Origin of the sequence: Streptomyces graminofaciens, from assembly GCF_030294945.1 — a bacterium.
GTDB lineage: Bacteria > Actinomycetota > Actinomycetes > Streptomycetales > Streptomycetaceae > Streptomyces > Streptomyces graminofaciens.
Genome location: NZ_AP018448.1, coordinates 8872813 through 8896737, shown reverse-complemented (window position 1 = coordinate 8896737; position 23925 = coordinate 8872813). Strand labels below are relative to the sequence as shown.

Genomic DNA, 23925 nt, shown 5'->3' with positions numbered 1-23925 from the left:
ACGTCAGCGGACAGGGGGACAACGGGTGACTCCTGAGCGGGGATGGGCCGCGGCCGACCAGCGGCCCTATTTCTATCTGAGTTACGCCCGCTCGCCTGCCTCGGAGCCGGGCGCCGGCGACCCGGACCACTGGGTGCACACCCTCTTCAAGGACCTCTGCGAGCATGTCCAGGCGCTGACGGACTGCGACGGCGCCACCGCCGGCTTCATGGACCGCGCGTCACCCACCGGCGAGGGCCAAAAGCAGCGGATCGCCACCAACCTGGCGCACTGCCGGGTGTTCGTGCCGCTGTACTCCCCGCGCTACTTCGCCAGCGAGACCTGCGGCCGCGAGTGGTTCGCCTTCAACGCGCGCGTACTCCGGGCCAGTGCCGCCGGCGCCGGGCACATACGGCCCGTCGTCCCCGTGCTGTGGAGCCGGGTCGACCTCGACCGGCTGCCCGACCCCTTACGGCACGTCCCGGTCGAGCCGACGACCGGGGAGCGCTATCGGACCCAGGGCATCTACGGGTTGATCAAGCTCAGGCGATTACGGGACGAGTACGAGGAGACCGTGTTCGCGCTGGCCCAGCGGATCGTGCGGACCGCCCGGGAGACGCCGCTGCCGCCCGGCGAACCCCGGCCCCTCGCCGCCACCCCGAGCGCCTTCCGGACACCGGGCGACGGACCGCGCCGCGTCCACCTCAGCGTGGCCGCGCCCACCCGCCGCACCGTCGACGGACATCGCGGCACCCAGCCGTACGGCGAGAGCGCCCTCACGTGGAACCCGTACCACAACGAGACGACGCGCCCGCTGCCCGAGCTGGCCGAGGAGTTGATCCGGTCGTTGGACTACCGGATCACGGTGTCGGACTTCGACGACGACCTCGCCATGGGCGAGGCCGACACCCGTACGGACAAGCCCTCGTCCGGCCACCCGGCTCTCCTGCTCGTCGACTGCTGGGCGGTCCTCGACGAGGAACGTCGGCGCAGGCTCAAGGCGTTCGACGCGAACTCCCGGCCCTGGGTCGCCGCCGTGATCCCCTGGAACCGCGCGGACGTGCTCTGCGAAGGCGAGGAGGGACGCCGGATCAAGGCAGAATTGGAGCGCACCCTCCCCCTGATCCTGGAGCGCGGCCGCCGCACCGACTCCCGGATCGCGGTCAACGGCGTACCCACGCTGAAGGCGTTCACCGATGTGCTGCCGGCGGTCATGGCGCACCTGACCCAGCAGTACCTCAAGCACGCCGACGCACATCCACCCGAAGGCCTGCGGCACGAGAGGCCCCGTCTCAGGGGCCCCATCCACCCGCACCATCCCGACCACCGAGGAGAAGCATGACGACCGGGCGCGACGGACGGATCATCACCTTCTACTCGTACAAGGGCGGTACGGGTCGCACGATGGCCCTGGCCAACACGGCCTGGATCCTCGCCGCCAACGGCAAACGGGTGCTGGCCGTCGACTGGGACCTGGAGGCGCCGGGTCTGCACCGCTTCTTCGAGCCGTTCCTCGACCTCGGCGCGCTCGCCGCCACCTCGGGCGTGATCGACGTGATCACCGAATACTGCTGGGCAGCGACCTCGGACCGCCCCCGCTCCGGTCCGTGGCACCGGGACTACGCCCACGTCGAGGCGCACGCCATCTCGCTCGACCCCGAACCGTTCGGCCTGTCCTTCCCGGAGGGCGGCTCACTCGACTTCCTGTCCGCGGGAAGGCAGAACCGCGAGTACTCGGCGACGGTGTCGACCTTCGAGTGGGACAACTTCTACGAGCGGCTGGGCGGCGGCCTGTTCCTGGACGCGCTGCGCGACGACATGAAGGCGTCGTACGACTACGTCCTCATCGACAGCCGGACAGGCCTGTCCGACAACGCGGACATCTGCACGCTCCACCTGCCCGACCTCCTCGTCGCCTGCTTCACCCTCAGCGGCCAGGCACTGGACGGCGCCGCCGCCGTGGCGCACCAGGTGGGCGACGGGTACCGCAGACGGCAGATCAGGGTGCTGCCGGTGCCGATGCGCATCGACGAGGGCGAGAAGGAGAAGGCCGACGCGGGGCGGGCGCTGGCCCGGCTGAAGTTCGACGGACTGCCCAAGGGGCCCGGCGGGGAGGAGCTGAGCCCCGAGGAGCTGGCCAGGTACTGGGGCGCGGTCGAGATCCCGTACAAGCCGTACTACGCGTACGAGGAGACCCTCGCGACCGTCGGCGACCAGAGCGGCAACGCGAACACCCTGCTGTCCGCCTTCGAACGGCTCACGGCGAGACTCTCCGACGGCGAGGTCACCCAGCTGCCGCCGGTGCCCGAGCCGGTGCGGCTGCGCTGTCTGGAGGCGTTCACCCGGCAGCCTCCGGCGAAGACCGTGGTGGACGTCCTGGTGTTGTACGCGGCGGAGAACCGCATGTGGGCGGAGTGGGCCGAGGACGTGCTGAAGCGCTCCGGCGGCCGGGTCACCCTGCACGACGTGGCCGCCGGGCCGCCGGAGCGGCCCGCCCCGGAGACCCGCGTCCTCTCCCTGGTGTCGCAGGCCTTCCTGAAGTCACGCAACGCGGAGGCGGTCCGCCAGGTCCTCGCCGAGGCCGTCAAGAACGCGCCGACCGCCGTGTGGGCCCAGGCACGGGTCGAGGAGGTCCGGCCGACCGGCCGCGCCACCGATCTGCTGGACCTGCACCGGCTGGACGAGGCGGGGGGTATCAGCGGTCTCCTCGACGCCCTGCGGCTGCCGGCCCAGACCGTGGCCCCCAGCACGTCGGCCCTCCGCTTCCCGGGCCGGACACCGGACATCTGGAACGCGCCCCAGCGCAACATGACCTTCACCGGCCGGGGCGTGATCCTCGACCAGCTGCGCGAGCAGCTCCGCAGCGGTGTGTCCGTCGTGCTGCCGCGTCCGCAGGCCCTGTTCGGGCTCGGTGGCGTCGGCAAGACGCAGGTGGCCCTGGAGTACGTGCACCGGTTCGTCGCCGACTACGACCTGGTGTGGTGGATCGACGCCGAGCGCATCGAGAACGTCATGGCCACGCTCGCCGAGCTCGGCTCCAGGATCGGTGTGCCCGGCGGCGACGACATGGCTCTGGCCAGCGACGAGACCGTGCGGATGCTCGCCCGGGGAACGCCGACCACCCGATGGCTCCTGATCTTCGACAACGCCGACGACCCCAAGAGGTTGACCCGTTTCTTCCCGCAGAGCGGCGGCGGGCACATCCTGGTCACCTCTCGCAACCAGACCTGGACGCAGCACGGTGCCTCACTGCCCGTCGACGTGTTCCTGCGCCAGGAGAGCGTCGAACACCTCTCGCTGCGGGCGCCCGGCCTGACCCCGGAGGAGGCCGACAAGGTCGCGGAGGCCGTGGGCGATCTGCCGCTGGCCGTGGAGCAGGCGGCGGCCTGGCTCGCGGAGACCGCCACCCCGGTCGAGGAGTACCTGGATCTGCTCGCCGAGCAGACCACCCAGGTACTGGCCCTCAACACACCCCCCGGATATCCGGAGACGGTGGCCGCGACCTGGAACATCTCCATCGCCCAGCTGAAAGAGCGGTCTCCGGCTTCGGTACGGCTGCTCCAACTGTGCGCGTTCATGGCGGCCGAGCCGATCTCCTCGCGTCTGCTCTACAGCAAGGAGATGCGCGACGAGCTGCGGAAGGTGGACCCGAAGCTTCAGGACAGCCTGATGCTGGGCCGGGTCATCCGTGAGATCGCCAACTTCGCGCTGGCCAATGTCGACCAGGTCGGCAAGAGCATGCAGATCCACCGGCTGGTCCAGGCCGTGATCCGCTCCCAGCTCAGCGAGGAGGAGCAGGAGCACGCCCGGCACGTCGTCCACTCCGTCCTCGCGGCCGCCCGGCCCGACGACGACGAACCCACCGACGACCCCTACACCTGGCCGATTTTCGCGGCCATCTGGCCTCACCTGGGAGCCTCGCTCATCCGCGACTGCGCGGAGAGCGAACCCCGCCGCCTGCTCATCGACCGGGTCCGCTACCTGTGGAAGCGGGGAGCCTTCCCGGACGCACAGCGTCTGGCCGAGAGCCTGCTGGAGCACTGGAAGCCCGTGCTCGGCGAGGACGACCGGCAGTACCTGTATCTGCGCTGCCAGCTCGCCAACGTGCTGCGCTCCCAAGGACGTTATGTGGAGGCCAGGGCGGTCGACCAGGAGCTGTTGGACCGTCAGCGGCGGGTCTTCGGCCTCTACGACGCCCACACCTTGATCACCACGTCCTCCCTCGCCGCCGACTGCGCGGCCCTCGGCGATTACAACAGCGCGGTCGAGCTGGCCCAGGAGGCGTATCAGGGGCTCAGCCGGACCTTCCACGAGTCGCACCCGCGGACGCTCAACGCGGCGAACAACCTGGCGTTGGCCCTGCGCATGCTCGGCCGCTACGGCGACGCCGTGGACGTCGACCAGGAAACCTACAACCGCCGCGTGGAAGTGCTCGGCCCCGACCACCCCTACACCCTGTCCTCGATCACGAGCCTCGGCCGCGACCTGCGCGAGGTGGGCCGGTACACCGAGTCGGTGGCGCTGCTGTCGGATGCGTACGAGACCCACAAGCGGGTGCTCGGCAAGGACTTCCCCGGCACACTCAGCTGCGCGAAGTCGCTGGCCGTGTCGCTGCGCCGGGCGGGCAGGTTCGAGGACGCGCACCGCCTGACGGCGGCGACCCGTGAGCAGTACCGCGCCCAGTACGACGCGAACAACCCCGATCTGCTCGCCTGCAACCTGAACCTGGCGGCCGACCTGTACGCCGCCGACCAGCGGGAGGAGGCCCGGCAGCTGGCTCAGGAGGTGCTGGCCGAGTACATGAGGGTGCCGGGACAGGACCACCCGTACACCCAGGCCGCGCTCAACAACCTGGGCATCTACCACTGGGCCTGCGAGGACGTCGACAAGGCGGAGGCGGCGTTCCGGCAGGTGATGACCCGTATGGCGCAACAGCTGAGCGACAAGCATCCCCAGGCGCTCTTCTGCCGTGCCAACTACGCGAACGTCCTGGCCGAACAGGGCCGGCTGGAGGAGGCCTGGGCCCTGGAGAAGCTCGCCCGGGACACCCTTGAGGAGGTGCTCGGCTCGACGCATCCCGAGTACCTGGCTGTGGCCGCCAACTCCACTCTGACGCTGCGCGCGCTCGGACAGGCCGAGGAGGCGGACCGGCTGCGCGCGAAGGTCGTCGGCGAACTCTCCCGACAGGCGAGGCAGTTGGGCGAGGCGAACGGCATCTCGAATCTGGTGGGCCAGGAACGCCGGGTGTACCGGGATCTGGAGCCGCTGGCCATCTGAGAGGGAGACGGGGGTGGTGCGAGCACCGGCGAACGGCGTGTCCGGCGTCCGCCGGGGGTGGTGCGGGTCAGGCGAACGGCGTGTCCGGCGTCCGCCTGTCGGCCAGCAGCCAGTCCAGCACCCCCGGCAGCGCGCGCAACGCGGCGAAGTGGGCCGCGCCCGGTTCCACCACAGAAATGGCTTGAGGAATGCGATCGGCGAGCCAGTTCGAGTGGGAGACCGGGGAGAAGACGTCCTCCTTGCCGTGCCACAGCATCACCGGCACCTTGATCCCGGCCGGGTCGAACCCCCAGGGGCCGGTCAGCGCGATCGCGTCGTCGATCCAGCCGTACGGTGAGGTGCGCAGCGCCTCGTAGTAGTTGCGCATCAGCATGGAGCGGATGCCGTCGTCGGAGACGATCCGGCGGTCGTCGGGGGTCAGGTCCCGCCGCAGTTCCTCCAGCAGCTGGGCCGGGGCGGAGCGGATCGCGGCGGAGCGCGGGATCAGCCGGGAGGCGAAGAGCTGGGGGTTGTGGAGCGCCGTCTCGAACTCCTCTACGTTGGAGGGCGCCATCCCCTTGAACCAGTCGAGGCCCTGCGCGTCGCGGGGCGCGAGGGTGACGAGGGCGGCCGCGCGGGTGACCCGGCCGGGCAGCAGAGCCGCGCAGGCCAGGGCGTGCGGGGCGCCGCCGGAGCGGCCGACGACGGCGAACCGGCCCACCCCCAGGGCGTCGGCGACCGCGGTCACGTCCTCCACGCCGTCCACGACGCGGCGGCCGGGGTTGCGGTCGGAGCCGCCGTACCCGGGGCGGTCGAAGCTGATCAGGCGCACGCCTCTGTGGTACAGGACCATGGGGCGGGGTCTGGGGCCCACCCGGCTGCCGGGCATGCCGTGCAGCAGGAAGACGGGGCGCCCGTGGGGGTCTCCCGAGCACTCGACGCGCAGTTGCCGCCCGTCCGCCGCCCGGACGCGGTCCCGCGTCGGCACCAGGTCCTGCACAGCGCTTCCCCTCTCCTGGCCCGCGGACCGGGACCCTCGCTGCCGGAACACGTCCCCTGCGGCCGGACAACGCCACCTTTCCCTGCCAACCTAGCTCAAGATCAAGTGAGTTGGGCGTTCATCGGACATCGAGGCCCCGCTGACGCGAGGCCCTGCGCGACGAAGGCGTTGGATGGGGCGACAGGGGGCGGGGGACCCAGAACGCCCAACGAAACGCGACGACGGTGATGTCATACCCCGAGCGCCGCCACATGCCCAACGAGCCGCGCCGGGAGCCGTACGGCCGCGCGTGTCGATGCCCAGCTGTATCGACGAGCAGCTGTATCGACGACCAGCACGGCGCATACGGGGCACGCCATGGGAGTGGCGGGAGAGGCGAGCGTCTTGGTCCGGACCGCCCACACGTCTTGACTTCACCTTTTCTTCACGCCACATTCGAGACTCCGCACCGCACATCGCACCACATCGCACCACAACCCGGGACGCGAGCCCCCGCCTCCCGGGGAACAGCACGCCTTCCACTCCTTCACCAGGCTGGAGCGACCTGCGATGCCCGAGAGCGCGGAACCTGTCAGACGTACGTCCTGGGTGGCGGGCCCTTCTCGCCGTCGGGTCATCGGCAGCACGGCCGGAGCCGGTCTCGGCCTCGCCGCCGGCGCGTTGCCCCAGGTCGCCCATGCCGCCGCTCCGCCCCTCCTCGGCACGTACGACATCGTCGTCATCGGGTCCGGGGCCGCCGGTATGACCGCCGCGCTGACCGCCGCCAAGCAGGGGCTGAGCTGTGTCGTCGTGGAGAAGGCGGGGACCTTCGGGGGGTCGGCGGCGCGGTCGGGGGCGGGGATCTGGATACCCAACAACTCCGTGATCCTCGCGGCGGGCGTGCCCGACACCCCGGCCAAGGCGGCCGCCTATCTCGCGGCGGTGGTGGGGAACGACGTGCCCGCCGACCGGCAGAAGGCGTTCCTGGACCACGGGCCCGCCATGCTGTCGTTCGTCATGGCCAACAGTCCGCTGCGGTTCCGGTGGATGGAGGGGTACAGCGACTACTACCCCGACCTGCCCGGCGGTCTGCCGGGCGGCCGGTCCATCGAGCCCGACCAGCTCGACGGGAACATCCTGGGCGCGGAACTGGCCCGGCTCAACCCCGCGTATCTGTCGACCCCCGCCGGGATGGTCGTCTTCAGCGCCGACTACAAGTGGCTCGCGCTGACGGCCGTGAGCGCGAAGGGGCTCGCCGTGGCCACCGAATGTCTCGCGCGGGGCACGAAGGCCGCGCTGCTCGGGCAGAAGCCGCTCACCATGGGGCAGTCGCTGGCGGCCGGGCTGCGCGCCGGGCTCCTCGCCGCGGACGTGCCCGTGTGGCTCGGCACCCCCTTGACCGAGCTGTACGTGGAGGGCGGGGCCGTCACCGGGGCGGTGGTCACGAAGAACGGCTCTCCCGGTCTCGTCCGCGCCCGGCGCGGTGTGATCGTCGGCTCCGGCGGCTTCGAGCACAACGCGGCGATGCGGGGGCAGTACCAGGAGGCGCCGATCGGGACCGCGTGGACCGTGGGAGCGAAGGAGAACACGGGGGACGGGATACGGGCCGGTCAAGTCGTCGGCGGTGCGCTGGGGCTGATGGACGACGCCTGGTGGGGGCCCGCGATTCCGCTGCCCGACCAGCCGTGGTTCTGTCTCGCCGAACGCACCCTGCCCGGCGGCCTGTTCGTCAACGCGGCGGGGGCGCGGTTCGTGAACGAGGCGGCGCCCTACAGCGATGTCGTCCACACGATGTACGAGCGGGACACCCCGGGTGCCTCGCACATCCCGGCCTGGCTGATCGTCGACCAGAACTATCGCAACCGGTATCTCTTCAAGGATGTCGCGCCGACGTTGCCCTTCCCGCAGGCGTGGTACGACTCCGGGGCCGTTCACAAGGCGTGGACGCTGGATGCCCTCGCCGGGTCGATCGGTGTGCCGGCGGGGGCGCTGCGCACGACCGTCGATCGTTTCAACTCCCTTGCGCGGCAGGGGGACGACGTCGATTTCGGGCGTGGGGACAGTGCGTACGACCACTACTACACGGATCCGTCGATCCAGCCGAACTCCTGTCTGGCTCCGTTGTGGCTGCCTCCGTACTACGCGTTCCGGATCGTGCCGGGGGATCTCGGTACGAAGGGCGGGCTGGTCACCGATGCGAAGGGGAGGGTGTTGCGGGGGGACGGCTCGGTGATCCGGGGGTTGTACGCGGCGGGGAACGCGAGTGCGGCGGTGATGGGGCGGAGTTACGCGGGCGCCGGGTCGACGATCGGGCCTGCGATGACGTTCGGGTATGTGGCGGCGATGCATGTGGCGGGGCGCCTTTGACCGTCCACCTTGGAGCTCGGTGGGTGGGGTTGTGTGGCGGGTGGGGTTGTGTGGCGGGTGGGGTTGCGTGGGGGGGTGGGGTTGTGTGGGGGGTGCGGGAGCGTCGTGGTTGCTCGGGCCGTTGCTTTTGGGGGCGCGGGGAACTGCGCGAGCAACCCCCCACCCGCCCGCAGCCGACAAACGGCCCAGCCACCCGGGCTCGTGGCCATCCCCACCCGCCCCGGGAACTTGTCGGGGCCACAGGGGCGGAGCCCCTGGGGATGGGACGGGTAGGGGCGGCGGGGGCGGAGAGCGCGGGCCCGCGCTCAGTCGCACAGGCTCGCCACCACCAGGCTGTCGAACGCCAGGCGCCCGGACTGCCAGGCGGTGACCCGGACGGCGGCGTCCTCGCTCGCGTCCTGCGCGGGGAGCCGCGTGGCGGAGATGTGGCAGGGGGCGGACAGGGTGAGGGGGAAGTGGAAGGCGCTGCGCAGTTCCACGGGGAGTACGCGGTACGGGGCGCAGGCCGCCTGGACGGCCTGGCGGGCGGCCTCCACCAGGACCATGCCGGGGATCTCGTCGGTGGGGTGGTCGAAGAGCACCGGGTGACCGGGGTCGATCCGCAGGTCCCAGACCAGCCCCCGGCGGGCACCGGCGGAGGCGGGGACACCGAGGACGACATCGCGTTCGTCGAGACGGCCCACGATCGCCGGCGGGACAGGGTCGGGCAGGGGCGGGTACCCGCCGCCCTCCCCTGCGGCGGGGTCGCGGGGAGGCGTCGCGTGCAGGGTCAGCCGTCCGGCACCGGCGAAGTCGCCGCCGCGCAGGAGGTCGGCCTCCAGAGTGAGCGCGGTCGGGGTGCCGTGCCGACGCCGTACGTCCGTGGCGGCGACCTCGAGGCGCACCTCGGCGGGGCGGGTGCCGAGCAGGATGGCACCCGGCACGACCTCGAACTCCAGTTCGGCTATGGTGAAGTGATGTTCCGCCGGGACCCCGTAGTACGTCTGCCCGACCAGGACGGACGCCTGCCGCAGTGACTCCGCGGCGAGCAGGGGGTCGTACCAGGCGCCGGCGATGGGCGCGTAGAAGTGGTGCCCCCGCGGCCACTGCGCGCCCAGCCGGAACGTGTCGGGGCCCAGCCGCCGCCAGTCCGTGATCAGTACCTCGGCCACCGCGCTGCGGTCGACGAGATGGCGTGGGGCGGTCCGCACGAAGTGGAGGTCGGCCTCGTCCCTGGCATCCGGCGGCAGGGGCATGGTGAGTGTGGGATCGGTGAGGGACACGCAGGTTGCCTTTCTCGTGGGCGTCGACGCGGGGCACGAACCGGATCCGGTGCGGGTGCCGGTGCCCTGCCGGGCGGGCCGGTCCAGTCCGGTGCGGGCCGGTCCAGTCCGGTGCGGGCCGGTCCGGTGCGGTCCGGGCTGGTCCGGTCCGGTCCGGTGCGGGCCGAGGACGCCGGTGGCCTCGGCCCGGCGGACGGGAGGAGTCGGGCGATGCCGGGCGGCCACCGGCTGGGCCGGCACCGAACCCGATCGCCGGACACCGCTGGACTGCTGGACCGTCGGCCCGAGACCGGGGCCGCACGGGACCGTCGGGCCGCACCGGACCGTCGGGCCGGGGGGGGCCGGGGAGCCGATGCCCGAGCTGGGCCCCGGGCCTGAGCCGGGAGAGCCGGGCCTCGGTCGGGGGCCGACACCAGGACAGGGGCCGAGGCAGACCGAGGCCGGAGCCGCCGCCCCACCGGACCGGGAGCCGAACCGACCCGGGCCGGGCCGGGAGCCGACCAACCCAGGTAGGGAGCCGGACCGATCGAGCCACCGAACCGGAACCCGGAGTCCGGAGTCCGGAGTCCGGAGTCCGAGCTGGACCAGGACCTGAGCCACGTCCAGGGCCGACCGCCAGGCCACCGAACCGGGAGCCGGACGGAACCAGGCCGCCGAACCGGAAGCCAGGAGTCGGGAGCCGGAACCGACCGGGGCGCCAAGCCCGGAGCCGGAAACCGGAACTGGAGCCGGAATCGGAACCAGAGCCGGAACTGGAACTGGAACTGGAGCCGGAACTGGAGCCGGACCAGGGTGCCGAGCCGAGGCCCTGGGCCCGGCCGGGCCACGTCGGGGTCCGGCTCAGGCCGCCGCCAGCGCCGTGAAGCGGCCGGCGTGGAACACCAGGGGGTCCGCCTGTTCGGTCAGGGCACCCCCCAGGGCTTCGGCGATGACCAACTCGTGGTCGCCCGCCGGATGGACCGTGGTGATGCGGCAGTCCAGCCAGCCGAGGCCGTCGGCGGGGATGGGGTGGCCGGCGCGGGTGGTCGACCAGTCACCGGCGGCGAAGCGGTCGGCGCCCTTCGTGCTGAACAGGCGGCAGAGTTCCGCGTGCCGGTCGCCGAGGATCGTGACCGCGAAGGAGCCGGCGGCGCGGATGGCCGGCCAGGTCGAGGAGGTGTCCGCGGCGCACAGGGCGACCAGCGGCGGGGTCAGCGAGACGGAGGTGAAGGAGTTGACCGCCATGCCCTTGGGGCCCTCGGCCGTGTCTGCGGTGACCAGTACCACTCCCGTGGTGAACCGGCCGAGTATGTCGCGGAACGAGCGTTGCTCCAGCATGAGTTCTTTCCGATCGCGTGGGTCGGGTGGGACGCCCTGCCGGGCCGACGAACGGCCCGGCGTGGCGAGAAGGCCTCTTCGGGGCTCCGCCTACTTCTTGCGGCTCGCGATCGCGAAGTCCACCGCCTCCTGCGGGCGCGCCGCCGAGCCGGTGATGCGCGGCGCGACGTAGCGAGCCAGCAGTTCCATGCTGCGGTTGGTCTTCTCCCAGGACGTCCAGTCGGCGACGTAGACGAGGAGCGTGCCGAAGCCGCCGGTGATCTCGTGGAGCCGTTCGATGCCGGCGACCACGTCGTCCACCGAGCCGACGAGCGCGCCGCCCGCCTCGACCCGGGCCTCCAGCGCCTTCTCGCGCGGCACGTCGGGGCTGAGGACGTCACGCCCGGCCGCCTTGCCGAAGTACTCGAACAGCCAGCGGTCGTAGCCCTCGCGGACGTCCGCGTACGCCTCCTCGCGGGTCTCCGCCACATGCACCGGCAGCGCGATCCGCCACTTGTCGCGGTCCAGGGTCTGGCCGTGCTCGGCGGCGGACTCCTCCGCGTACTTCCACTGGTGGGCGAGGTTGATGTGCGCGGGCGCGCCCGGTGTGAGGAGGGCGAAGGGGAGCGCGAACGACGTCATGCTCAGGCCGTACTGGCCGATCAGGCGCGGGCTGGACTGCGAGGTTCCGGACGTGGCGACGGCGACCTCGATGCCCTGCGGGCTGAAGCGGGGCAGCTGGAGCTTGGCGTCGCGCAGGTCGAACCAGTCCGTCTGCTGGGTGATCCGCTCGTCGCCGTTGACGAGTTCGAGGACCGTCGGCAGGGCCTCCTCCAGGCGGCGGCGCTGCACCGGCTGCTCCAGGCCGAACATCTTCGCGTCGAAGGGCACGCCCGGGCCGACGCCCAGGATGTAACGGCCGCGCGTGAGGTGGTCGAGGTGGACGGCCCGGCTCGCCACGTGGAAGGGGTGGTGGCCGGAGAGCGGTACGACACCGTGGGCCAGCTTGATCTGGGTCGTGCGCTGCGAAGCGGCGGCTATCAGCGTCTCGGGCGCCCCGACCAGACCCCAGCCCAGCGTGTGGTGCTCACCGAACCACGCCTCGTCGAAGTTGAGGTCGTCGACGTACTCGACGAGGTCCAGGTTCCGGCGGATCGCCAGGTGCGGGTCCTGGCCGGTCTCGTGGACGGGGGACAGGAAGAGACCGATACGGCTGTGCATGACAGATGCCTCCGAGGATGTAAGTACCGAAAGAAGAAGGGAAGTTGATGGAGGGTCAGGCGACGCGGTACACCGCGTCCTTCAGGGAGCGGACCTTCTCGTAGTCGGCCGTCAGGGTCGTGTCGTCCGGTGCGGTGAGGAACACGCGCAGGGAGCTGGTCAGCAGGTCGACCGTGGGCTTGATGCGGGCGCCGGGGCCGAACTTGACCGCCGCGAAGAACACGCTCTCCAGACCGCGGATCTCCGCGACGGCCGTCTCGTCGACGGACTCCACCACGCCGTCCAGCTCGGTCGGGGTGTTGTAGACGACGGCCGGTTGCAGCCGGGCGTACGTCCGGCCGGCGTACTCGGCGCGGAACTCCTCGGGCCGGGTGTACGCCCGCGCGGTGAGCGCCGCCTGGTTGTGGCCGAGGCACACGTCGTGGAAGGGCGCGTTGATGTTGCCGTTGAGGCGGGTGCCGATCTCGACCAGGACGGGGCCCTCGTCGGTGACGATGACCTCGGCGTGGGCCGGTCCCCAGGCGACGCCGAGCGCGGCGAGGACCTCGTCGACGTACGAGGTGAGCGCGGCGACCACGGGGTTGTCGTCCGGGTCGGCGAGGAGGTCGCGGTTGTAGATGTTCTTGCCGGACGGCAGCAGCGTCTTCTCGTACTCCCAGACCCCGCAGACGTACCGCTCGCCGCCGCAGCTGACGGTGTCGACGATGTACTCGGTGCCCTTGAGGTAGGACTGCACGAGGATCTCGGTGTTGGCGAGGCCGAACATGTTCGGGGCGTCGAGGACGGTCCGGGCGGCGGCGCGCACCGCGTCGGGGCCGTCGCAGACGAAGACGCCGTCGGAGGCCGCCGAGCTGAGCGGCTTGACGACGACCGGGTAACTGCCGTGGTCGTCGGCCCAGTCGACCGCCGCGTCCGGGTCGTCGGTCTTGAACTGCCGTGCGCAGCGCACCCCGGCCCGGCGCAGCGTCTCGATCATCTCGTACTTGTCGCGGCGGGCCGACGACAGCGCGGAACCGTTCGAGGGGACGCCGACCGCCTCGCTCAGCCGGTCGGCGAGCGGCACGGACGACTCCTGCCCGGCGATCACGCACACGGGCCCGAGGGCGCGCAACCGCTCGACCAGGGCGGCCTCGTCGCCGTGGCCGACGATGTTCTCCCGGTATGCGGTGAGGTCCGGCGGCGCCATCGCCGGGATCAGCTCCGGGGTGGACTGGACGTGGACGACGTCCGTGCCGTAGGCGGCGAAGGCGGCGGGGTAGAAGTTGCCGGCGGAGTAGCCGTCGACGACGACGGCGACGGGGCGGGTGGGGTTGTTGCTCATGATGTGGCCTCCGGGGTGGACGTGGACTCGTCCTCGATGAAGCGGGCCAGGCGGGCGATGCCCTCGCGGATCGCGGCGGGGGTGAGGTTGCTGAAGCCGAGGCGCAGGGCGCGTTCGCCGCCGCCTTCGAGGTGGAACATGCTCATCGGCGCCCAGCTGACGGCGTAGTCGCGGGCGGAGCGTTCCATGGCGACGAGGTCGGCCTCGAAGGGCACCTCGACGACCAGGAAGAAGCCGCCGCGCGGCCGGTTCCAGCGCACGCCGTGCTCGGCGTACCGCTCGGGCGGGAAGTGCTCGGCGAGGGCGTCGAGGGTGGCGGCGAGCCGTTCCTGGTAGACGGCGGCCAGATCGCGGGTGGCGGAGCGCAGGTCGTGGCCGGCGTCGACGAGGATGCCGCCGATCGCCGCCTGGGAGAGCGAGGACGAGCCGACCGTGAACATCGCCTTGGCCTTGGAGAGCTCCTGCGCGAGGGTGCGCCGCGCCCCGTCCTCGCCGACCACCTCACGGTCACCGACCAGATAGCCGAGCCGGGCACCGGGGAACGCGGACTTGGCGAAGGAACCGAGGTAGACGACGTCACCCCGCGTGTCCAGCGACTTCAGCGTCGGCAGCCGCTCCTCGTCGCTCGCGAACAGCCCGTACGGGTTGTCCTCCAGGATGGTGAACCCCTCCTCGGCGGCCAGCGCGAGCAGCCGGCGCCGGGCCTCGAGCGGTACGACCGTGCCGGACGGGTTGGAGAAGTCGGGGACCAGGTAGAGCGCGGCGGGCCGCTTGCCCTCGGCACGTACGGCACGCACGGCGGCGGCCACGGCCTCCGGTTCGAGCCCGGCCGGCCCCTCGGTGATGCCCTTGACGGGGATGTCCAGCATGCGCGCGGCCCCACGGATACCGACATACGCCGGGGACACGGACAGCAACACGTCGTCGGGCGAGCGGAACAGCCCTCGCAGGGCGACGAGCGCAGCCTCCTGGAAGCCGTGCGTGATCATGATCGCCTCGGGCGCGACATCGATGTCCTCGTCCTTGGCGAGCATCCGCGCCACTTCCTCCTGGATGAACCCGTTGACGGGTCCGTACTGGAAGTGCAGCCGGGTGATGCGCTGTTCGGGCACCCCCTTCTCCCGCAGATGCGCGATGTACCGGTCGACGTGGTACGAGAGCTTCGCGAGGTCGTGGGTGCCGTCGTGGGGCGCCCCCGACGAGAACGACAACGCTTCGGGAAACCTCATCGCGGTCTCGCTGAGCAGGCGCATCGAGTCCATACCCGGATCGACGATGCCGGCGTGCAGCGCTTCGCGGCGCAGGGGGTTGGCGGTGGTCTGCTGAACTGGCGTCAGGAGCACGTCAGTCGGTCCTTTCGGGAGGCTTGCTCGAGGCTTGCTTGGTCAGCCCGTCCGGCGCTTGAGTACGAGGCCGTTCGGGCCGAGAGCAGGGGGCTGGGGCGAGGGGGCTGGGGCGGGAGGGCTGAGGGCGGGGGCTGAGGGCCGGGGGGCTGAGAGCGAGGGCTGGGAGCGCAGCCCCCAGGGATGGGACGGGTTGGGGGGCGGCGGAGAGGGCGGCGGAGGGGGCGGCGGGGGCGAGAAACCCGTCGGGCTCAGGCCACTGCCTGACGTCGCGCCGCAACCCACGTCCCCTTGCCGGGCGCCCACTGCCGGATACGGATGTGGCAGACGATGCCGCCCGTGACGTAGGGCTCGGCGTCCAGGATCCGCTGCAACGCGTCGCCGTCCTCGGCCTCGTAGACCAGCAGACCCCCGTTGGTGTCCACCAGCGGCCCGGCGAGCAGCAGTACACCGCTCTCGGTGAGGGCCCGCAGATAGTCGGTGTGGGCGGGGTGCAGATGCTCCCGGCCCGCACGGTCGACGTTGTACTCGAACTCGACGACGAACTTCGCCATGGAAATCTCCGGTGTCACGATGTGGGGGCGGGCGGGGGCGGGACTCACATGTAGAGGCCGCCGTTGATGTCGATGACGGACCCGGTCGAGTAGCCGGCGCTCTCGGAGCAGAGGTGGAGCACGCTGCCGACCGCCTCGGCGACGGTGCCGTAGCGGCCCGTCGGCAGCTTGGCCAGGACGGCCGCCCGCTGTGCCGGATCACGCCGCTCGAACGCGCCGGCGACCCGCTCGGTGGCGATGGGCCCGTGGGCGACGACGTTGACGACGACCCCGGTCGGGGCGAGCTCGTAGGCCATCTGCTTGGTCATACCGATGACGGCGGCCTTGGCCCCGACGTAGGCGGCGTTGTTGAAGTGGCTGTACGTACGGCCGCCCGCCGAGGCGAAGTTGACGATGCGGCCGTAGCCGTCGGCGGCCATGCGCGGGGCGCACACCTTGATCGCGATCCAGCTGCTGACCACGTTCTCCAGGAACGACTGGTCGAAGTGGTCGGTGGTGAGGTCGGCGTAGCCGATGACCCGGGTGTCGCCGCCGACACCGTTGACGAGGATCGACGGGGCGAACCGGTCGACGATGTCGGCGAGTTGGCGTTCCGCCGCCGGGATGTCGGTGATGTCACCGACGACGGCCTCGACCTTCGTGAGCTGCCCCAGCTCCTCGGCGAGCCGGCCCACGGCCTCCGCGTCCCGGTCGAACAGGACGAGCGTGTGGCCCTCCTCGGCGAGCTTGCGCGAGACCTCCTTGAGAATGCCGCCGGCGGCTCCGACGAGGAGTGCGGTGCGGGGGGTGGGTGCGGACATGTGGGATCACCTTGTCTCTGTGGTCAGGGTTTCTTCGGGGGTGGTCGCCCGGGGGACGGCTTGGGGCTCGGGGACCGCGTCGGGCCCGAGGCCGGGCTCTGAGCCGGGCTCTGAGCCGGGCTCGGAGCCGGGCTCGGAGCCGGGCTCGGAGCCGGGCTCGGAGCCGGGCTCGGAGCCGGGCTCGGAGCCGGGCTTCGTCGCGAACCCGGTCAGCCTCGGCAGCAGGGCGAAGCCGAGCGTCACGACCAGGCCGAGGCCCAGGACCGACAGCCACAGCGATCCGTAGCCGTGGGCGTGGGCGAGGGCGAGGCCGGCGGGGCTGCCGACGACGAACGCGGCGTTCCAGGCGAAGAAGTACGAGCCCTGGTAGGTACTGCTGCGTCCGGCGGGGGCGCGGTCGGCGATGAACGTCGCGGACATCGGGGCCCACAGCACCTCGCCGAGCGTCCAGACGACGGTGGCGAGCGTGAAGGTGACCATGTCGTCGGCGAGGGCGTTGCCGCCGAAGCCGAGGGCCATGAACCCGGCGGCCAGGATCAGCGGGACGTGGGCACGCATCCCCCCGACGAGGCGGGGCACGAGCGGCAGCAGCAGCACGGACAGTACGGCGTTGACGGCGAGCACGAACCCGATGTCCCCGGCGGACAGCCCGCTGCCCCGCATGTCCAGCGGCAGCGCGGAGTTGACCTGGAGGTAGATGCAGGCCAACAGGAAGGTCAGCAGGAGGAAGGCGACCAGGACGGGGGTGCGGAAGGGTTCGGCGATACCGCGCGCGGCCGACTTGAGTGCGGCCGAGGCCCCGGCGGGCCGGTCGGCGTCCCGCACGGGCGGCGGATCGGCGGGCACCGCGAACACCAGGGCCGCGTAGAGGAGGCTGGAGACCGCCCAGACCACGAACAGGGCGCCGGGGCTGACTTCGAGCAGGAACCCGGAGAGGACCGGGCTCAGCGACATGCCGATGTTGAAGCCGACGAGGAAGAGGCTGTACGCCTTCGAGAACTGCTCCTGCGGAACGATCGCGGAGATCAGCCCGGCCCCGGCCGGCCGGTCCACGGCCGACAGGAACCCGGTGATCAGTGCCAGCGCGCAGAGGGCGACGACATGGTCGGCGACGGCGAACAGCAGGGCCATCGCGGCGGTCACCGGCTGGGCGGCGACGATGGTCCGGCGCGGCCCGATCAGATCGGCGACCGCCCCTCCCACCAGCCCGGACAACACGACACCGGCGCCGAAGAGTCCGACGACGAGCGGGGTGGTGCCGGGGGCGACGAGGCCGTCCTGCTCCAGGTAGAGGACGAGGAAGGCGGGGGCGAGCGTCCCGAGCCGGCTGACGGTCTGCCCGAACCACAGCAGCCAGAACGCTTTGGGAAGGGCCATCAGGAACATCCCGTTCGTGTCGGAGAGGTGAGGGGTCGCGAGGGTGGGGTCGCGGGGGTTGGTGAGGAGGGTGGGGAGGAGGGGGAGGACAGCCAGGATTTGGGTGTGGAGTACCGGGCCGGGGGTGCCGGGTGGGTGGCCGGGGGTGCCTGGTGCCCGGCCGGGGAAACCGAAGGCTGCGGGGATGGCGTCGAGGGCTGCGGAGGCCGCGTCGAAGCCGCCGGGATGCGCGCCGAGGCTGCGGGAGGCCGCGTCGAGGACTGCGGAGGCCGCGTCGAAGCCGCCGGGAAGCGCGCCGAGGCTGCGGGAGGCCGCGTCGAGGACTGCGGAGGCCGCGTCGAGACCACGGGAGGCCGTGTCGGGGACGTGGACGCCCGCGCAGGAGTCGTCGAGCCCCGCCCCGGAGCTCCGGCACTCCGCGTCGGTGCCGCGACGCCTCGCGCCCCGCGCGGGGGTCGGCCCGCCCTCGGTCCCCGTGAGGCCCGGGCCGGGTTGCCCGGCCCGGTGGCGGAGCCGAGGGTGCCGTAGGCGAAGGCGGCGGAGACCAGTGTCATGTGGTGGTGCCAGCCGGGGTACGAACGCCCCTCGAAGGCACGCAGCCCGAAGTCCTCGGCCAGCCGCTCCACCGTGTCGGCGGCCCCCGTGTACAGCCGGGCCAGCGCCAGGACCTCACGCGCCGGCCGGTCCACCAGATCGGTGAGCCACACCCGCACGCCGCCGGAGCCACCGGCACCGGCGCCCCCCTCCCCCCACCGTTCGCAGACCAGCCGGAGGGCGACGGGGTTGCCGGGGAGGCGGACCACCCCCGTCGCCACGGCCACCGGTCCCGGCGGGAGTGCCGGGTCCGGCTCGGCCGCCGCCGGGGGGTGGAGTGGCGGCCGGGCGTGCTGGGCTGCGAGAAGGTTCCCGGCGGTCACGGCACCGGCACCGGCGCCGGCCCGCGCCACGGCCGTACCGGCCCCGGCACGGCCGTACGCACCGAGCACGACGCGCCCGGCCACACCACCCGCCGCCCGGTCCGGAAGCACGACGAGATCCCCGGGCACCGCCACCACGAACCGCCGTCGCCGGGCGATCAGCCCGCCCACCAGCGCACCGGCGTCCGCGAAGCCGACCAGGTCGGCCACGACCGGAACGCCGTGCGGGTCCGGGTCCGGCAGGCCCCGGCCGACCGCGTCGACCAGGTCCAACGCCTGCGCCTCGGCCGAGCCCCGGTCGCCGGAGACGGTCTCGGGGACGCGGGCCCGGCCGCGTATCTCCGGGTCCTCGGACCAGGCGCCGGGCAGCAGCAGACGCCAGTCGACGGGGACCGTCGCGTCGTCCGTGGCAAGGAAGGCGCCCAGGCCGACCTGGCAGTTGACGGTACGTCCGTCCTGCGGGACGAAGCGGCGGTGCACTCCGCAGGAGCGGTCGCCGCGCTTGGGCAGCACCGCCGAGCCGAGGAGCAGGGCGCGGGGCCGGGACCGCCGTACGACCCAGTCGGCCAGGCGGGCGCGGACCGGCGACCAGTCCCAGGGGCTGGCGTTGACGAACTGGTGCAGGGCCTGGGCGGCCGTGGTCGAGTCGGACACGGAGGCCGCGAGCCGCCGAACCGTCTTGCGACCCGGCGTCACCAGCAGGCCACGTGTGTAGACATGGGCCCATCTGCGCTGGTCGGCGCGGGGCAACCGTTCGAAGATCTCCGCGACGAATGCGTCGAGGGCGGGGCGGTTCGCCAACGTCGTCCCCATCACGCGTCCCCTTCCTCTCGACTGCTCGATCGCTCGGCTGTTCGCACTGGGCGGGCCTCGCCGGTTCGAGGCCCGCACTAAAAAAATAGAGAACGAACTCTTTGTTTTCAATCGAGAGGACCACCCCCGGCTACGACTTTGAGGAGTCCGCACCTCCACAAGGCTCCTACCTGCGCTTTTACACAGGCAGCAGAGCGGAACGCAGCAGCGCCGCCTCGGTCAGCTCCCGCTCGGCGACCGCCGCCCAGGGCCCGGCAACGGCGAGAGCCACCGTCAACGCCCCCTTGAACGACGACAGATGCAGGGTGCCGCCGAGCCGCGTCCCCCCGTGTGCCGCGACGGTCCGGAACCCCGTGACCCTTCCGGCATGCGGGCCGAGCGCGGTGTCCACCGAACCGGCGTCGACGACCCGCAGCTCCGCCGCGCCCTCCTCCGCCGCCGCCCGCTCCACGGCCCGGCGGACAGCGGCGTGCGCCCGCCGCTCCGGACGCCACGCACGCCCCGCCGCGCACAGCGCCGCCGCGTTCGCCCGGGCCCCGCCCACCGGATCGCCGGCCGGGCCCGCCCGCAACGCCGCCCGCACCACGCCCAGCACACAGCCCGGTTCGGTGATCAACGCCCGCTCGGCGTAGCTCCGCCGCAGGGACACCGCCGTGGCGACCGTGACCTCGGTGCGTCCGCTCTCCCGGGCGAGCGCGTCGGCCAGCACGGTCGCCAGGAGCCCGCGCACCGTCAACTGCCGCGCCCCGCACCAGTCGCGCAGCCGCCTGCTCGCGTACGGGCTCAGGGCGAGGGTCACGGCATCGCCCGTACGGCCCCGCTCCTCGACCTCCCCGTCAGGGCCTCCCCCGTACGACGTCACGGCCCGCCTGACCCGCCGCGGCGACCCGGAAGGCATGCACACCCCGCACACGCACGCGCCCCCGCCCTCATAGGTGAGCCCGTCGATGTCGGGAGGCAGCTCCTGCTCCCCGGAACGGGCACCCGGCGCGGCGAACAGGGCGTCCAGCAACGGCCGTACGAGGCGGCCGACGGAGAAACCGTCACAGATCGCGGGGTGGAGGGTGAGGGAGAAACGGGTCGCACCCGCCGGGGTCCGCCCGACGCTCAGCTCCCACAGCCGCTCCCCGTCCGCCTCCCTCCAGGCGCCCCGCGTCCCCTTCCGGAACCACAGCCCGTCGCCCCCGGTGTCCTCGATCCGCAGCGACAGCAGGGGCAGCCCTCGTACCCACTGCTCCACGGCCTGCTCCACCCGCTCCGGGGCGAGGACGCCGTTGACCGTGAAGGTGGTGGTGAGCCGGCCGCTGCCGTGCGGGAGCGCGTGGGCGTAGGCGAACGCGGCCTCCGTGTCGCTGAGCCTGCGCACCCTCTCGCCCCGGCTCACGAGACCTCGTGCGCGGCGGCCACGAGCGCCGGCGACGCACACCGCACGGTGTTGGAGAGGGTGACGCCGTGGCTCGTGAAGTCCAGCGTGACGCGGTCGCCGTCGGCCATGCGGTGGCCGTCGTGGAAGCTGCTGCGGTCGGCGCCGATGTAGACGTAGTGGACGCGGCCGGGGGTGAGCAGGGCGTCGTAGGAGAACAGTTCGGACATGATGTCGTCGAGCCCGTAGTGCAGGGCCTTGGTGCCGGTGGTGAACTCGCCCCGCCAGCACGGCTCGCCGTCCCGTTCGATCGTGACGTGCCCGGTGACGTGGCGCGGCGGCTCGTCGAGGAACAGCCAGGGTGCCACGGCCGCGTCGCACAGCTTCGCGTAGGAGAGGTGGCCGCGGTGGCGGCGGAAGCGGCCGATGTCGGTGAGGTCGTTGCCGAAGGTGTGGCCGACGTAGCGGGGCCGGTGGTCGTCGTCGGTGACGTAGACGAGGACGATCTCCGCCTCCTCGGTGAGGGCGACCGACCCGACGGGTGCGCGCAGGTCCTCCCCGGAGGTCTTCAGTACCTCGCCGAGCCCCTTGAGGAACCAGTTCGGCTGGCTCGGGGTGTCCGCGTCCACCTTGACGTTGTGGGTCTGCATGAAGCCGCCGACCATGGCGTCACCGGGGTGGTCGGGCAGCAGGGGCGGCCGGAAGGACACGGCGTCGTGTTCGCTCGCGGGAACGGTCACCGTCTCGGCGGCGGCGAGCAGCACGGCGACGTCACCGCCCTCGACGAGGAGCTTGCCCAGGTCCAGGTTCCCGAGCGGGGTGAGACGCAACGGCTCCCCGTCCTCGGGCAGTCCGAGGCCGAAGTAGCGGTCGCCCCGGTAGGTGCATTCGAACAGTACGGTCATGATGGCTCCGCCTTTCGGGCATGGGTGTGCGGTGTGTGTGATGTGCGAGTGGGAAGAGATGGCAGGCCCAGGAGCGAGGGGCGTGCTCAGAGATCCCGTACCGCCCAGCGCTCCGCGCTCGCGGCGAGGTCCATGCCCCAGCCGGTGCCGCCGGCCGGTGACAGGGTGTTGGTGTCGCGGTCGACGGCCGGGGGCGGGGCGACGATCATCTCCGGGAAGAAACGGTCGGACTGTCCGGCCTCGACGGTGAGCGCGTCGGGGTGGCCGAAGGCCAGCGCCCGGCCCGAGTTGATGAGCGGGCCGACCTCGGCGACCTGGACCCCGAACTGGAAGCGGACCCCGTTCTCCCGGGCGTATTCGACGAGCCCGGCGGCCGGCAGCGGCCCTCCGTTCTTCGACACCCGGATGTTGAACGCGTCGCAGGCCTCGGACTCCACCGCCGTGCGGGCGTCCCGGGCCGTGCACACCGACTCGTCCAGCATGATCCGCACCCCGCCGTCGCGCCGCAACACGCGCAGGGCTTCCCAGGAGCCCTTGGGCAGCGGTTCCTCCACGTAGTCGACGCCGGCCTCGCGCAGCCGACGCGCGTGGTCGACCGCGTTCGCGGGTGTCCAGCACATATTGGCGTCGACCATGACCGGTACGTCGTCGCCGAGCTTGTCGCGGATCGTGCGGACGGTACGGGCGTCGTGCTCGATGTCGTCCGACGCCTTGATCTTGACGAAGTGGAAGGGCCCCCGGGTGGCGAGGAACTCCTCGGCGTCCAGGCTGAGATCGAGCACCTGGGAGACGGGCAAGGAGTCGGGCGTCCGGGAGACGGGCAAGGACGGTGACGTTCCGCCTTCTCCCCCTGGCAGCAGCTCGCGCGCGCCCCGCCCCAGCCGCCGCCCCAGCCAGTCGAGCACGGCCGTCTCCAGTAGGCAGAGCAGATTGTTGCCGCCGTCGATCCCGAAGGTCCGCGCGAAGCCGTCCCGGTGCAGCAGGCCGAGCAGTTCCTCCGGATCGCGGCCGGTCAGCAGCGCGAACAGCGCGGCGAAGTCGACCTGTTCGAGCGCGGTGCGCACACTCGCGGTGGTCTCGCCGGTGACGTACGAGCGGGGCGCGCACTCCCCGATGCCGTCCACGCCGTCGGCCGAGAGCTTCAGGACCAGGCTGTCGGACGTACGGCGCCGGGCGGCGGGATGGTCGAACGGCGTCCGCATGGGCAGCTCTACGTGGTACAGCCGGGCCCGTCCTCCGGATCTCCCGGGCTCAGGCGCCACGGTTCACCCCTTGGAGCAGGGTGTACGTCGACGTCCAGTCGACCAGGTCGCCGCTGACGTCGGTGTAGAAGAGATAGTGCTTGTCCGTGGGGAACTTCATGATCGAGCCGCGCCCGGAGACCAGGTCCTGGAAGACGGAGTGAGCCGCGTCGAGGTCGACGATCGGGTCGGTCATCCCGGAGACGAAGGTGGCGGCGGGCACCCGGGCCGTCGTACGCCCGCGCGTCAGATACAGCCGCTCCAGCTCCAGCAGCACGGCCCGCGACCGCCGTGTCAACTGCCGTACGGCCAGGTCGTCGTGGTCGATGAAGTGCTGGTACTTGATCTCGTCGGTGAAGTCGGCGGCCCGCAGCCCCGCGTCCCACGGCTCCTCGCTCGTGTCCGCCGCGATGGCCTCGCGCGTGTCCGCGTCGAGCGTGGCGTGCATCCGGCCGAGCCAGGACGAGCAGAACACGGCCGCGTCGTACGAGGTGGTGAACCCCTCGTAGCTCATCAGGGCCGCCATGAAGGAGCCGCCGAGGCAGTGCCCGAACAGGGACAGGGGTACGGTGTCGCCGATCATCCCCCGGACGAACGCGACGGCCTTCGCGTAGTCGCCGAGGACGGTGTCGACGTCCGGTATCTCGCTCCGCTCCCCCGGGCTGATACCGCTGCCGCGCCGGTCCAGGACGAAGAACGCGATGTCGTTGTCGGCGAACTGCGGGCCCACTTCCCACAGCCACCCGGCGTGGCTCTGCAGTCCGTGGAAGTAGAAGACGGCTCCCTTGATCTGCTCCGGCCGCCATACGTGCAGGGCGAGCCGGGTGCCGTCGTCGCACCGGACGTCGACGATCTCTCGGCGGGTGTTCTGCGGGGGCCTGAGGGTTTCCAGCATGGTCAGCTCTCCTTGTTCGGTAACCGGTTAAAGCGG

Annotated in this window: 16 protein-coding genes and 1 pseudogene; 3 read left to right on the top strand and 14 right to left on the bottom strand. The window is 71.9% G+C overall.

The features are described 5' to 3' along the window. Positions 1-25 precede the first annotated feature (25 nt). A complete protein-coding gene (locus tag SGFS_RS39110) occupies positions 26-1321 on the top strand; it encodes a TIR-like protein FxsC (RefSeq protein ID WP_286256950.1) in 1296 nt (431 codons plus the stop codon). Next, positions 1318-5256 (top strand): FxSxx-COOH system tetratricopeptide repeat protein, encoded by a 3939-nt coding sequence (gene fxsT, locus SGFS_RS39105; RefSeq protein WP_286256948.1) that lies wholly within the window; start codon positions 1318-1320, stop codon positions 5254-5256. The genes SGFS_RS39110 and fxsT overlap by 4 nt, the downstream gene beginning before the upstream one ends. Before the next feature lie 67 nt (positions 5257-5323). Here fxsT and SGFS_RS39100 read toward each other — a convergent pair whose 3' ends face one another. Then, entirely contained in the window at positions 5324-6235 is a 912-nt protein-coding gene (locus SGFS_RS39100) for an alpha/beta fold hydrolase (protein ID WP_286256947.1), read from the bottom strand. Positions 6236-6784: 549 nt separating this feature from the next. On the opposite strand from SGFS_RS39100, the gene kstD reads away from it, so the two are divergent. After that, positions 6785-8581: a 3-oxosteroid 1-dehydrogenase gene (kstD, locus tag SGFS_RS39095; protein WP_286256946.1), complete on the top strand. Its 1797-nt coding sequence runs from the start codon at positions 6785-6787 to the stop codon at positions 8579-8581. Between the two features lie 305 nt (positions 8582-8886). Here the strand turns inward: kstD and SGFS_RS39090 are convergent, their stop codons facing one another. The 13 genes and pseudogenes from SGFS_RS39090 to SGFS_RS39030 form a co-directional block, all read right to left on the bottom strand. Beyond that, a complete protein-coding gene (locus tag SGFS_RS39090; RefSeq protein ID WP_286256945.1) occupies positions 8887-9843 on the bottom strand; it encodes a ScbA/BarX family gamma-butyrolactone biosynthesis protein in 957 nt (318 codons plus the stop codon). A gap of 840 nt (positions 9844-10683) precedes the next feature. Beyond that, positions 10684-11160 carry a flavin reductase family protein gene (locus tag SGFS_RS39085; RefSeq protein WP_286256944.1) on the bottom strand — a complete coding sequence of 159 codons (477 nt, stop codon included), beginning with the start codon at positions 11158-11160 and terminating at the stop codon, positions 10684-10686. A 90-nt stretch (positions 11161-11250) separates the two neighbouring features. Further along, on the bottom strand, positions 11251-12360 hold the full coding sequence (locus tag SGFS_RS39080) for an LLM class flavin-dependent oxidoreductase (RefSeq protein ID WP_286256943.1): 1110 nt from the start codon (positions 12358-12360) through the stop codon (positions 11251-11253). Between the two features lie 55 nt (positions 12361-12415). Then, a complete protein-coding gene (locus SGFS_RS39075; protein ID WP_286256942.1) occupies positions 12416-13681 on the bottom strand; it encodes an ATP-grasp domain-containing protein in 1266 nt (421 codons plus the stop codon). Beyond that, complete coding sequence (locus SGFS_RS39070) at positions 13678-15024, bottom strand: aminotransferase-like domain-containing protein (protein ID WP_286256941.1); 1347 nt, start codon at positions 15022-15024, stop codon at positions 13678-13680. Before SGFS_RS39070 ends, SGFS_RS39075 begins: the two co-directional genes overlap by 4 nt. A gap of 251 nt (positions 15025-15275) precedes the next feature. Next, a complete protein-coding gene (locus SGFS_RS39065; protein ID WP_286256940.1) occupies positions 15276-15578 on the bottom strand; it encodes a YciI family protein in 303 nt (100 codons plus the stop codon). A 44-nt stretch (positions 15579-15622) separates the two neighbouring features. Further along, on the bottom strand, positions 15623-16378 hold the full coding sequence (locus SGFS_RS39060; protein WP_286256939.1) for an SDR family NAD(P)-dependent oxidoreductase: 756 nt from the start codon (positions 16376-16378) through the stop codon (positions 15623-15625). 6 nt (positions 16379-16384) lie between these two features. Further along, positions 16385-17755 (bottom strand): MFS transporter, encoded by a 1371-nt coding sequence (locus SGFS_RS39055; protein ID WP_286256938.1) that lies wholly within the window; start codon positions 17753-17755, stop codon positions 16385-16387. Positions 17756-18237: 482 nt separating this feature from the next. After that, positions 18238-19485, bottom strand: a pseudogene (locus SGFS_RS39050) (IS701 family transposase); the annotation flags it as partial. A 178-nt stretch (positions 19486-19663) separates the two neighbouring features. Beyond that, on the bottom strand, positions 19664-20869 hold the full coding sequence (locus SGFS_RS39045; RefSeq protein WP_286256936.1) for a condensation domain-containing protein: 1206 nt from the start codon (positions 20867-20869) through the stop codon (positions 19664-19666). Then, complete coding sequence (locus SGFS_RS39040; protein ID WP_286256935.1) at positions 20866-21753, bottom strand: FAH family protein; 888 nt, start codon at positions 21751-21753, stop codon at positions 20866-20868. Before SGFS_RS39040 ends, SGFS_RS39045 begins: the two co-directional genes overlap by 4 nt. Before the next feature lie 86 nt (positions 21754-21839). Further along, the gene (locus tag SGFS_RS39035; protein WP_286256934.1) at positions 21840-22955 is read right to left on the bottom strand and encodes an enolase C-terminal domain-like protein; all 1116 of its coding nucleotides are present in this window, start codon (positions 22953-22955) and stop codon (positions 21840-21842) included. 49 nt (positions 22956-23004) lie between these two features. Next, positions 23005-23889, bottom strand: coding sequence for an alpha/beta hydrolase (locus tag SGFS_RS39030; protein ID WP_286256933.1), 885 nt, complete (start codon positions 23887-23889; stop codon positions 23005-23007). Positions 23890-23925 lie beyond the last annotated feature (36 nt).